Annotated in this window: 17 protein-coding genes; all 17 read left to right on the forward strand. The window is 34.0% G+C overall.

Going from position 1 to position 12,123, the window contains the following annotated elements:
- Positions 1-12 precede the first annotated feature (12 nt).
- Positions 13-570, forward strand: coding sequence for an elongation factor P (gene efp, locus CHB72_RS00500; protein WP_089280905.1), 558 nt, complete (start codon positions 13-15; stop codon positions 568-570).
- A 59-nt stretch (positions 571-629) separates the two neighbouring features.
- Complete coding sequence (locus tag CHB72_RS00505; RefSeq protein WP_089280906.1) at positions 630-1,061, forward strand: CD1247 N-terminal domain-containing protein; 432 nt, start codon at positions 630-632, stop codon at positions 1,059-1,061.
- A gap of 117 nt (positions 1,062-1,178) precedes the next feature.
- Positions 1,179-2,204 (forward strand): stage III sporulation protein AA, encoded by a 1,026-nt coding sequence (gene spoIIIAA / locus CHB72_RS00510; RefSeq protein ID WP_242974991.1) that lies wholly within the window; start codon positions 1,179-1,181, stop codon positions 2,202-2,204.
- Position 2,205: 1 nt separating this feature from the next.
- Positions 2,206-2,727, forward strand: coding sequence for a stage III sporulation protein SpoIIIAB (gene spoIIIAB, locus CHB72_RS00515; RefSeq protein ID WP_089280907.1), 522 nt, complete (start codon positions 2,206-2,208; stop codon positions 2,725-2,727).
- A 22-nt stretch (positions 2,728-2,749) separates the two neighbouring features.
- Positions 2,750-2,953: a stage III sporulation protein AC gene (gene spoIIIAC, locus CHB72_RS00520; RefSeq protein WP_330396942.1), complete on the forward strand. Its 204-nt coding sequence runs from the start codon at positions 2,750-2,752 to the stop codon at positions 2,951-2,953.
- A 14-nt stretch (positions 2,954-2,967) separates the two neighbouring features.
- Positions 2,968-3,354 (forward strand): stage III sporulation protein AD, encoded by a 387-nt coding sequence (gene spoIIIAD / locus CHB72_RS00525; protein ID WP_089280908.1) that lies wholly within the window; start codon positions 2,968-2,970, stop codon positions 3,352-3,354.
- Between the two features lie 12 nt (positions 3,355-3,366).
- Positions 3,367-4,539 carry a stage III sporulation protein AE gene (gene spoIIIAE, locus CHB72_RS00530; RefSeq protein WP_089280909.1) on the forward strand — a complete coding sequence of 391 codons (1,173 nt, stop codon included), beginning with the start codon at positions 3,367-3,369 and terminating at the stop codon, positions 4,537-4,539.
- Positions 4,540-4,547: 8 nt separating this feature from the next.
- Positions 4,548-5,168, forward strand: coding sequence for a stage III sporulation protein AF (gene spoIIIAF, locus CHB72_RS00535; protein WP_089280910.1), 621 nt, complete (start codon positions 4,548-4,550; stop codon positions 5,166-5,168).
- Positions 5,169-5,180: 12 nt separating this feature from the next.
- Positions 5,181-5,771, forward strand: coding sequence for a stage III sporulation protein AG (gene spoIIIAG, locus CHB72_RS00540; RefSeq protein ID WP_089280911.1), 591 nt, complete (start codon positions 5,181-5,183; stop codon positions 5,769-5,771).
- Positions 5,772-5,786: 15 nt separating this feature from the next.
- Positions 5,787-6,542: a SpoIIIAH-like family protein gene (locus tag CHB72_RS00545; protein WP_089280912.1), complete on the forward strand. Its 756-nt coding sequence runs from the start codon at positions 5,787-5,789 to the stop codon at positions 6,540-6,542.
- Positions 6,543-6,670: 128 nt separating this feature from the next.
- Positions 6,671-7,072, forward strand: a complete 402-nt coding sequence (locus CHB72_RS00550) for an Asp23/Gls24 family envelope stress response protein (protein WP_089280913.1) — start codon at positions 6,671-6,673, stop codon at positions 7,070-7,072.
- Positions 7,073-7,254: 182 nt separating this feature from the next.
- Positions 7,255-7,671: a transcription antitermination factor NusB gene (gene nusB, locus CHB72_RS00555; protein WP_089281189.1), complete on the forward strand. Its 417-nt coding sequence runs from the start codon at positions 7,255-7,257 to the stop codon at positions 7,669-7,671.
- The gene (locus tag CHB72_RS00560; protein WP_089280914.1) at positions 7,664-8,641 is read left to right on the forward strand and encodes a Kae1-like domain-containing protein; all 978 of its coding nucleotides are present in this window, start codon (positions 7,664-7,666) and stop codon (positions 8,639-8,641) included. Before nusB ends, CHB72_RS00560 begins: the two co-directional genes overlap by 8 nt.
- Positions 8,642-8,647: 6 nt before the next feature.
- Positions 8,648-9,880: an exodeoxyribonuclease VII large subunit gene (xseA, locus tag CHB72_RS00565; protein WP_089280915.1), complete on the forward strand. Its 1,233-nt coding sequence runs from the start codon at positions 8,648-8,650 to the stop codon at positions 9,878-9,880.
- Positions 9,870-10,088 carry an exodeoxyribonuclease VII small subunit gene (locus CHB72_RS00570; protein ID WP_242975002.1) on the forward strand — a complete coding sequence of 73 codons (219 nt, stop codon included), beginning with the start codon at positions 9,870-9,872 and terminating at the stop codon, positions 10,086-10,088. The genes xseA and CHB72_RS00570 overlap by 11 nt, the downstream gene beginning before the upstream one ends.
- A 2-nt stretch (positions 10,089-10,090) precedes the next feature.
- The gene (locus CHB72_RS00575; protein ID WP_089280917.1) at positions 10,091-10,975 is read left to right on the forward strand and encodes a polyprenyl synthetase family protein; all 885 of its coding nucleotides are present in this window, start codon (positions 10,091-10,093) and stop codon (positions 10,973-10,975) included.
- Between the two features lie 16 nt (positions 10,976-10,991).
- Positions 10,992-11,441, forward strand: coding sequence for a divergent PAP2 family protein (locus tag CHB72_RS00580; RefSeq protein WP_089280918.1), 450 nt, complete (start codon positions 10,992-10,994; stop codon positions 11,439-11,441).
- The last annotated feature ends 682 nt before the right edge of the window (positions 11,442-12,123 follow it).

The raw sequence follows: 12,123 nt of genomic DNA on the forward strand, positions 1-12,123 counted from the left end.
TGGAGGGATTTTATGATTTCAGCAAGTGAGTTTAGAAAAGGAGTAACTTTCGAATTAAATGGAGAACCTTATGTAGTAATAGATTTTCAACATGTTAAGCCAGGTAAAGGGGCTGCTTTTGTAAGAACAAAATACAAAAACTTAAAAACTGGCTCTATAAGAGAAGAAGCTTTCAATCCTTCTGATAAGTTTCCAAAGGCTCATATTGAAACAAAGGACATGCAATACCTTTACAATGATGGAGAGCTTTACTTTTTTATGGACAATGAAAGCTATGAGCAAATACCATTAACATTAGATGAAGTAGAAGATGCAATTAAATATTTAAAAGAAAATGAAAATGCTACGATTAAATTCTATCATGGAAAAGCCTTTCAGGTGGATCCACCAAACTTCGTTGAGTTATTAGTAGTGGAGGCAGATCCTGGTGTTAAAGGAGATACAGCTTCTAATGTTACAAAGTCAGCAACCTTAGAAACAGGAGCGGTAGTTCAAGTTCCATTATTTGTGAATGAAGGAGATAAAGTTAGGGTAGATACTAGAATAGGAGAATATATGTCAAGAGTATAAACAAGCATAATATGGTAAATACTATCTAGTGGCACACTAAAATCAAAGGAGGAATTGTTGTGAACCATTTATTTGAAAAAGTAGCCTATTTAAAGGGATTAGCTGATGGTCTAGATATCGAACAGTCTTCAAAAGAAGGCAAATTATTATTACATATCATTGACGCTTTAGATGACTTTGCTGAAGCAATTGTTATTATGAATGAAGATCAAGAGGATTTAACAGAATATGTGGAAGCTTTAGATGAAGATTTATCTGATGTAGAAGATGAACTATTTGAAGATGATGATTATGATGAGGATGAAGATGAGGACGACGATATAGACTTTATGGAAATAGAATGTCCTAATTGTGACGAAGAAATATTTGTAGATGAAGATTTGTTCTACGATGAGGGTGCTGAAGTAACCTGTCCTCGTTGTAACAAAAGTATAAAGTTGGATGAAGAGTTTGATTGTAGTTGTGGTCATGATCACAGCCATCATGAATAAGAAATAGAAATAATATTGAGAAACCAACGGTTTTGCCGTTGGTTTTTCTTTTTTTTTTGAAATAAGAATAATTAATAGATCTGGTAAATATCTATTATATATAAGGAGGGACATGTTGTGATCATAAATGTTCAAAATAATAATTCATTCAGTAAAAATATAGTTTCAAATTTAGAAATAATGTTGTGTCCTGAGATAAGAGAAAAAATCAGAATGGTGCCAAAGGACATAAAGGATTCTATGGAGGAAATTCGTCTTAGGATCAATCAACCCCTTATGCTCTTCGTAAACAATCAGGATTATTTTATCAGCAAAACTGGCGGATTATCCTATGATACTAAGGATAGCTATATTGTAGGGAAAAAAAACATAGAAAATACCCTGCAGTTCATTACTAATTATTCTATTTATTCGGTGGAAGAAGAGTTAAGGCATGGCTATATCACAGTACAAGGGGGACACAGGGTTGGAATTGTAGGCAAGGTATTGTATGACAGCACTGGTATCAAGACGATGAAGGAGTTTACGGGGCTGAATATTAGAATAGCTAGAGAAAAAAAAGGTGTAGCAACTAATATCTTGAGATATCTCATTAATAATCAAGGGGAGTTTATGAACACATTGATTATATCACCTCCTCAATGTGGGAAAACAACACTTTTAAGGGATATTATAAGGAATATTAGTCATGGTATTCCCTATTTAAATCTAAAGGGTTTAAAAGTTAGCGTTGTAGATGAACGCTCAGAAATAGCCGCCTGTTATCAAGGAGTACCTCAAAATGATCTAGGACTAAGAACAGATATACTAGATGCATGCCCTAAGGCACAAGGAATGATGATGCTTATCAGAGCAATGTCACCTGAGGTGATAGCTACTGACGAAATAGGCAGAGAGGATGATAGCCGAGCAATTCATGAAGCACTGTTGGCCGGAATCAAACTCATTACTACAGTTCACGGCAAGTCATTAGAGGATGCTTTGTCCAAACAAGTAATAGGTGATCTTTTAAAGGAAGGAACATTTCAAAGAATCATTATTTTATCCAATAAAAAGGGTGTCGGGACTGTAGAGAAAATAATAGATGGCATTAGCTTTAAAAATTTGCTTCAATCCCCAATAAAGAACAAGGTGGCGGGTTAATATGCTATTTAAATTGATTATATCGTTAATCATCATAGGATGCAGCTGGATGATAGGTATGATTTATGCGAATACCTATATTGAAAGAAGTAAGCTTCTAGCAAGCATGTTGTCTACAATGCAGATGCTTGAAACAGAAATTGTATACAGTGGAACCCCTTTACCGGAGTTGCTACAAAAGATTGCTAAAAAAAGCAGGCGGGAAATTGCCAAGATTTTTTTGTTGACAGCTGAGATCTTAAATAGAAAAGAAGGATATTTATTTAATGAAGCTTGGGAGCAGGCAGTAAAAACGGAAACAAAAAACACTTCTTTTACTAAAGAGGATATCGATCTGCTGATATCCCTAGGTAAAAATTTAGGTATATCCGATAGTAAAGATCAGATCAAACATATCCATTTAACAATGGAGGAAATAAAGAGAAGTTACGAATTATCTATAATTGAGCAAAATAAAAATGTTAGGCTATGTAGGAACTTTGGTTTTTTAATAGGTATTACAATAGTAATCATATTTTTTTAATAATCACAAGGGGGAGAATTAAATGGTTATGAATGTAGATCTAATTTTTAAAATTGCGGCAATAGGAATACTCGTTTCTGTATTAAATCAAGTTTTGATAAGGGCCGGAAGAGAAGAACAGGCGATGATGACTACTTTAGTCGGAATCGTTGTTGTATTGATGATGGTAATTAATTTGGTAAGTAACTTGTTTGATACAGTTAAAACGATGTTTCAGTTGTATTAAGGGTGTGATAGAGAATGGAGATATTTCAAATTGTAGCTATAGGTTTAATTGCAGCAGTTTTATCAGTATTAATTAAAAATCAAAAACCAGAGATAGGAATATATATCGGCCTAGTAACAGGGGTAATTATTTTTATATTTGTGGCAACGAAGCTTCAATCAGTAATAGAGATCCTTAACCAGTTAGCAAATAAAATCAATATTGATGATATCTATTTAACTACGATTTTAAAAATTGTTGGTATTGCTTATATAGCTGAATTTGGTGCCCAGGTCTGTAAGGACGCAGGAGAGGGAGTGATTGCATCCAAGATTGAATTTGCTGGCAAGATATTAATTATGGTGATGTCAGTACCAATTTTAGTTTCTTTAATGGACTTAATCATCAACATAGTACCTTAGGATGTGATAAAAATGAAAAAAACTATTTTTTTATCGATTATGATTCTGCTTTTATTAACATCATTTGTATGGGCAGAAGAGGAAGGATTGACACCTGAAATAATTATTCAAAATCAAATAGAGAAGCTTGAAACAAAAGAATTGCAAAGTATTATGGATGTTATGAATAAAGATTTAGAGGAGTATATTCCTAAAATAAATATAAAAGAGTTCATGTTTCGTACGATTCGAGGTGAAAGTACCATTACTTTTAATGACATCATTCGAGGCAGCACAAGGTTTTTGTTTAGAGAGGTTATAGCGAATTGGAAATTATTAGGACAGATTATTGTGTTAGCTTCTATATGTGCAGTACTCAGAAATCTCCAAAGTGCTTTTGAAAATGAAGTGGTGGGTAAACTGGCCTATAATGTTTGCTATTTAGTAATCATTAGCATTACTATAAAAAGCTTTATGATAGCAATTAATATTGGTAAAGAAACGATTGATTTGATGGTAAGCTTTATGCAAGCTTTGATGCCAGTACTTTTAGCAATGCTGATGGCTATGGGAGGCCTCACAGCATCGGCATTTTTTAGTCCGATTTTGTTGGGTGCTATTGGATTTGTTGGTACACTGATTAAAAACCTAATATTGCCTTTGATTCTATTTTCTGCAGTACTTGCTATAGTGAACAATTTGTCATCAAAAATACAGGTGACAAAACTGGCCGGACTACTGAAGCAAGCAGCTGCTGTCATATTAGGTTTTATACTAACAGCCTTTGTCGGCGTTATATCTATACAAGGTATAACAGCAGCGACGGTAGATGGTGTTACCATTAGGACCGCTAAGTTTGCAGTTGATAAATTTGTTCCCATTGTAGGAAGTTTTTTATCGGATGCTATGGATACTGTTATAGGTTGTTCATTATTGGTTAAAAATGCAATCGGGGCTATTGGATTAATATCTATATTTCTACTGTGCTTGATGCCTATGATTAAGATTCTTGCCCTAATAATCGTTTATAAGTTATGTGCAGCGATAATTGAACCTATATCAGAAAATGGTTTAGTAGATTGTTTGAATGGTATGAGTAATTCATTGGTTCTATTATTTGCAACTGTTAGTTCAGTAGCAATTATGTTCTTTATAACCATAACGATAATCGTGAGTACTGGTAATATTACCGTAATGATGAGGTAGGTGATCAAATGGAAATGATACGGGAATGGATTATTACTATAGTATCGGTAATAATCTTTGTCACCTTTGTAGAAATACTAATACCCAACTCTAATAACAAGAGATATATCAATGTGGTTGTTGGATTGTTGATTATGATTGTGATTCTAAATCCTTTATTTTATCTTTTTAGAGGTACTATCAATTTCGAAGATAATATTTTACAAGTATCTAATCAAATGGAGTATCAAACGATGCAAAACAGAATAGATCATAATCAATATCTACAGAATGAAGCTGTTATTGAACTGTATAAAACCCAGCTGGCTCAGCAGATGCAAAATAGAGTAGAAAGCCTATCAGATTATAGGGTGGAAAAAATTGATTTAACGGTAGAAGAGAAGGATTTGGAAAATTTGGGATTGATCCATCAAATAGATATGACGTTAAAGAGTAGTAAAACAAGTAAAACAGAAAAAAAAGAAATTGAACCAATAAAAATCAATGTTGCTATCAATAAAAATAATAATACTGTAGAGGCTGACAGCATAAGGATAGATAATGAGGAAGAAATAATTAAAACTGACTTTAGTATTTATTATAGCTTACCAAAAGATAACATAAATATCTATATACTGAAGGATAAATAAAGGGGGATAAAGATGGAGAATAATAAACTATTCAACTTATTAAAGGAGTTCTTATCGAAAAAATACATAGCAAACATTTTGGTTTTATTGGCAGTAGCCATCATGGCTTTAATTGTCAGCAGTGATTTTTTTGCAAAAGATTCTAAGGCAAAAAATATATCGAATGATCCACTAGGAGATGTACTTGTACAACAAACTCAACAGCAAATAACGGAGGAAGAATTGGTGGAATACAGATTAAAGAATATACTGAAGAATATGCAAGGGGTTGGAGAAGTAGAGGTAATGGTAACTTTTGAAATGGGGACGGAAATCATCCCTGCTTCTAATACAACGAAGTCGCTGGATACAACTGAAGAAAAAGATTCTGGTGGTGGTACAAGGGTTATTGCCTCAGAAAATCTTACGGAAACTGTTGTTGTTGCCAATGAAGCTAATGGACATAAGCCATTGGTTTTAAAGGAAATAAAACCACAAGTAAATGGAGTCATTGTGGTAGCTGAGGGAGCGGAAGATATTGAAGTTAAAGCAAGACTATATGATGCTGTAAAAACAGTACTACAAATACCAGGACATAAGGTTCAGGTGTATTCAAAAAAATAGTAAGGGGGATATGAGATGAAATTTTCAAAAGTGGGCAGGAAAAATTTTGTAATCTTTTCTTTAGTTATGATGTTAGGACTTATTGGATATATAAACTACAACCTAAATAAACAATCACTTCTACAGACCTCTAGTGAGCTGGAGCAATATAGAATGACAATGCTAGAGGAAAGTGGTGTATTAACTGATTTGTTAGATGATGAAGATGCTGTTATGACAGAAGAGCTTAATCCTGAAGAGATGGATACTGAAAAAAAAGATGCTGAGGAAGGTACTGAAGACTTAAGTGAAGATTTAGCAGAAGAACAGTTTGATAACAGCCTTATTGTTGATAGTAGAGACTATAACGAGGTTGTAGGCTTGGTTCAAGAAACAAATGCTCAAATAACAGAAAATATTACCAATAAGGAAGCTATGAAAAGTAGTATATACTTTATTGAAAGTAAATTAGAGAGAGATAAAAAGCGTAGTGAAATGGTGAGTCAATTAAACGATATCATTAATAATCAACTGACAAATGAAGAAATAAGAAACCAAGCATTAACAGTTAAAATGGATATGATTTCAAGTACTGAAAAGGAAGTATTGATTGAAAATATGATTACAGCAAAAGGATTCAATGATACGATTGTATATTTATCGGATAATACAATCAATGTAGTTGTTAATAGTGACGAGCTAACAGAGGAGGATGTAGCCAAAATAGTTGATGTGATTAGACGCGAAACTGATATCTCTATGGATGGAATTACAATTATGAATAAGAAATAGAAGTGTTTGTCAATGGAGAGTGAATTTGCTATAATAAAAGTAGATAATCCAAATCTTTGATTTGGTGTCAGTCACTTTTACAGAGTGCAAAAAGAAATCCAACGATGTTATATCTAGGGGGTATATGAATGGAGGCAATTAAAAAACTAGAATATGGTGAAATAAAAATAGCAGATGAAGTTATTATAACGATCGCAGGGTTGGCAGCCACAGAAGTAGAAGGTGTATGTGGTATGAGTGGAGGCTTGGTTGACGGTATAGTTGAAATATTAGGGAAAAAAAGTTTATCAAAAGGAGTCAAGTTAGAAGTTTTAGAAGAGGCTGTAGCAATAGATTTATACCTGATTGTTGATTATGGTGTTAAAATCCCTGATATCGCGTGGAAAATACAAGATAATGTTAAAGCCGCCATTGAAAGTATGCTAGGTATGAAAGTTGTCGATGTAAACATTCATATTCAAGGTGTTAATTTCCCTAAGGAAGCATCAAGAGATAATCCCGCTCCAAAAAGTCAAAAAAGTCAAAGTTAAAATATTTCATTCTTGACTAACCCTCTGACATCAGAGGGTTAGTTTGAATTTTCACACAGAGGTTGTTATTGGGTAATAAAAACATAGGGATTTGGGCAATATCATTTATATAATACTTTCTAGAGTAAGACATGCCCTATGTATCAAATAAAAGACAGAAAGAGCAGGAGGATCCAATGTTTATGAACAGAAAATCAGCTAGAGAATTATGTATGAAGATTATATTTGATATGCTAGTAAACAAGGAATATGATATAAAAAAGCTAGACTATTATTTGGCAGAAGGTGAAGAAAATCATTCCCAAAAAACCTATATAGATACTGTTGTACATAGTACGATTCAGCATTTAGAGGAAATCAACCAAATCATAAAAAAATATGCCATTGGATGGACTGTTGATCGCATAGCGAAGGTAGATTTAGCTATTCTTCAACTAGCATTAGTAGAAATCCAATATATTGAGGACATTCCCTATAATGTATCAATCAATGAAGCTGTTGAATTGGCAAAGAAGTATAGTGGTGATGAATCTACATCCTTTATTAACGGGATTTTAGGTAGGTTTGTCGAAGAAGAAGGTATTAAGAAAAATGGATAAAGAATCTGTTGTTTTAGGAATAGATACCAGTAATTATACTACTTCCTTAGCTATGATGGATCTCCATGGAAAGCTTGTAACAGACGAAAGAAGAGTGCTTTCTGTAAAAGAGGGTATGGTAGGCTTACGCCAATCAGAGGCCCTATTCCAACATATAAAAGGTCTCCCTGTGATTTGCAAAACAATGGCAGAAGGATGCACACCATTTAAAATCGTAGCAATAAGTAGTGCTGTAAAGCCTAGACCTTTGGAGAATTCCTATATGCCAGTTTTTGTAGCTGCAGAATCATTTGGCAGTACCATGAGTACCTTATGGAATCTACCCTTTTATGAATTTAGTCATCAGGAAGGACATATCATGGCAGGTCTTTGGTCCTTAGGCCTCCAACTGAACAAACCATTCATGGCGTTACATATCTCTGGAGGAACGACAGAGGTTCTTAGCATCATTCCTAAAAAAATAGGCTTTGAAATAGAAATAATAGGTGGAACCAGTGATCTTAGCGCTGGTCAGTTTATTGATCGAATCGGTGTAAAGCTGAATTTACCTTTTCCTGCTGGAGCACATATGGAAAAAATAATAGATATCAACAATGTAAAGGATATAAACATACCGGTTTCTGTTAAAGATACTTTTATTAGTTTTTCTGGACCAGAAACCTTTGTTCAAAGACGATTAAAAGATGATTTTAAAGCTTCAGATATCATCTATTCTACCTTTCAGTCTGTGGCAAAATCCTTATATCTATTAATAAAGAATAGTTTAAAAAAATATGATTACAAGGATATATTGGTAGCTGGAGGCGTAGCATCAAATAAGATTATTAAGAACTTTTTAGAAGAAAAACTACAATCCGAGGGTCTTAATCTATACTTTGGAACTTCTAAATACTGCTCAGACAATGCAGTAGGCATAGCTGCTCTTGGGGTAGATGGTTATCTGCAGCAAAACAAGATGAAATTAGGGTGATTTGAAATGGAAATAAAAACCTTATCAGTTTCACAAATAAATTATTATATCAAGCGACTCTTAATCAGTGATCCTATCTTATCTAATATTCATGTTAAGGGGGAAATATCAAACTTTAAATTCCATAGTAGTGGCCATATGTACTTTACTTTAAAGGATGAATACGGGAAAATAGCTTGTATCATGTTTAAAGGAAATGTAGAAAAGTTAAAAATAACACCTCAGGATGGAATGAATGTAATTGTTAAAGGATACATATCCTTATATGAACGAGATGGACAATATCAATTATACGTGAATGAAATTGAATCTGCTGGTTTAGGTGATTTATATATAGCTTTTCAGAAACTAAAGGAATCTCTTCAAAGAGAAGGTCTCTTTCATCCCAATAATAAAAAATCCTTACCTTTTATTCCACAAAAAATTGGTATTATTACTTCGCCTACTGGTTCCGCAATTAAAGATATCATCTCTGTTATAAAACGACGTTTTCCTAAAGTGGATTTATATGTCTTTCCTGTACTTGTTCAAGGACAGCAGGCAGCTTCATCTATAGTAAAAGCCATAGAGCTTTGTAACACCTTTAATCATATCGAGGTTATTATTCTTGGTAGAGGTGGAGGCTCTATTGAAGAGTTATGGGCTTTTAATGAAGAGGTTGTGGCTAGAGCTATTTATCATAGTAGGATCCCAATTATATCTGCAGTAGGTCATGAAACGGATTTTACAATAACTGATTTTACAGCAGATGTGAGGGCGCATACTCCTTCTGCAGCTGGTGAATTGGTTCTACCTAAGCTTACTGATCTAATGGAAACCTTAAATACCTTTCATAGAAGATTGATTTATGCAGTAAATACGAAGGTTTCAGAAGAAAAGCAGCGGATAGCAACCATAAAAAATAATTATTATTTTAAGTATCCATTAAACTATGTTTATGATGAAAAGCAACATCTTGATGATTTATATAAAGGCCTTTTGAAAAATATGAATGATAAAATGGATCAGCAACAGGAACGGTTGAAATCTACCGGTGAGCTATTAAATAGTTTGAGCCCTCTCTCTATTTTTTCTAGGGGTTATGCTATTGCTTTGGATGAGAAAAATCATGTTATTAAAAGTGTTAATAATATTAAAATAGATGATACTATAGATATTGGTGTATTGGATGGTAGGATCAAAACTCGTGTCATGAATATAATAAAGGAGGACAAGATTCTTGAAAAAAATGAATTATGAAAAGGCGATGAAAAGGCTTGAGGACGTTATTGAGCAATTGGAAAATAAAGAATTGTCATTAGATGACTCCTTGAAATTATTCCAAGAAGGTATAGACTTATATAGACTTTGCAATGCTAAGTTAAATGAAGCTGAAGAAAAAATTCAAATGATTGTTGAAGAGGATGGGGTTATAAAATCTATTCCTTTTATAGATGGGGAGGAGTAATGATGGATTTAAAGCAAGACTTGAGCCATTATATTGAGCTGATAAATAAGGAATTGCAAAAATATATGGATATTTATCCTAGAAAAAATAAAACGTTAATCGATGCTATGAATTATAGTTTAATGGCGGGTGGAAAACGACTTAGGCCTGTTCTAGCATTAGCCTCCTATAACATCTTTAATCATGAAATAGAAGAGGTTTTACCTTATGCTTGTGGGATTGAAATGATTCATACCTATTCTCTAATTCATGATGATTTGCCTGCCATGGATAATGATGATTATCGAAGGGGAAAACTCACAAATCATAAGGTGTTTGGAGAAGGAACTGCTATTTTAGCGGGGGATGGTTTGCTAAACTATGCTTTTGAAATAATGCTTCAAGATGCAGTGAAGAGAAAAAATGTATCGCCTTATGTAGAAAGTATGAGGGTTATTGCTGAAGCTGCTGGGATCAATGGGATGATAGGTGGACAGATTGTAGATCTTGAAAGCGAAAATAAAACAATTGACGGAGATACTCTAGAATATATTCATTTAAAGAAAACTGCTGCTTTGATTACGGCGCCTTTAAAAATTGGGGCTATTATTGGACAAGCAAGTGAAGTCGACATTGAGAACATGGAGTTCATAGGAAGAAATTTAGGTCTAGCTTTCCAAATCAGAGATGATATTTTAGATATCATTGGTGAAAATGATAAGTTGGGTAAAAATGTAGGTAGCGATGAAAATAAACAAAAATCTACTTATCCGTCAATTCATGGTCTTGAGTACTCTATTAATAAGGTAAAGGAACTAACTTTGAGTGCTAATGAAAAACTAATGAAATATAACAATGCAAGCTTTCTCTACGAATTAAGTAATTATTTGATTAATAGAGAGTTTTAAATAAGGAGGAAATATAGTGGATTTTTTCGATTCTTTGTTTAACAACAAAATATTATGGACCTCAGCCTTATCATGGTTTATAGCACAGTCTTTAAAGGTGGTACATACTCTAGTTGTTGACAAACGTTTTAATGTATCACGATTTGTTGGTTCAGGGGGAATGCCTAGTTCACATTCTTCCTTTGTTATGGCACTAACTACTGCTACAGGACTAGTACACGGGTGGGATTCTGGGATATTTGCAGTTGCTCTTGTATTTTCCCTTGTAGTGATGTATGATGCTGCTGGCGTAAGAAATGCAGTAGGGAAGCAGGCAAGTATTCTTAATAAAATTATTGCAGACATTCATCATAAAAAGGAAAAAAAGCTTACAGAACAAAGATTAAAAGAGCTAATAGGACATACACCTATTGAAGTGTTTGTAGGAGCCATTTTAGGGATAATAGTAGCAAATATCGTCATTTGATAAAAGATAAAGTATATGTTATAATGTTTTTTATATTATTCTGTAGTGGTACAGTATTCTAGTCAGTTAAGTTAGCTTGGAAGACGGGGCTAAAAATCCGTTGAAGGGCGTATCGATGAAGTTCTTGGTTTCGGCTTTTGACGCCCAGTTGGGGGTCGTTTCTGGGAGTAAGGAGATGGGGGCGATCTGCAAAGGCATGCAGGCGATGACCCTCGCTCCGTGGAGGCCATTTTCAATTTTTGTTGAAGTGGAGGAAACCTATAGATTTGTGCTAGCTGTGCGAATCATAGTGTAGCCTGCCTTGCGTGGAATAGGCAGATGAGTAGATCAGTTTTCGGATATCAGGGCCCGATGGAAGAAATCATTGCTATTTGAAATCTATTCTGCAAAAGAGGCTAAGAGCTAATTTAAACTGTTGAGGAAAACTCCTAGACTGTTCTATGAGAAGTATATTAAGGATTACAGTGCGGACTAAGTGGTATTCCAGTCCTGTTTTTGGCGACAAGGCAGAGGTTAATTTAAAGGGAAACCGCTACTATGGCGACAGGTAGCATTGACCTGGGAAATCCTACTGGACCTAAGCCGTAAAATTTACTTAATATACTGCCACTACCTTAAAGCTGATAGCTATTGCTATCAGCTTTAAGTATGTTATTATAAGAAAGAGATTAAACTAGGGTAG

It is taken from the genome of Anaerovirgula multivorans (assembly GCF_900188145.1).
Lineage (GTDB): Bacteria > Bacillota > Clostridia > Peptostreptococcales > Natronincolaceae > Anaerovirgula > Anaerovirgula multivorans.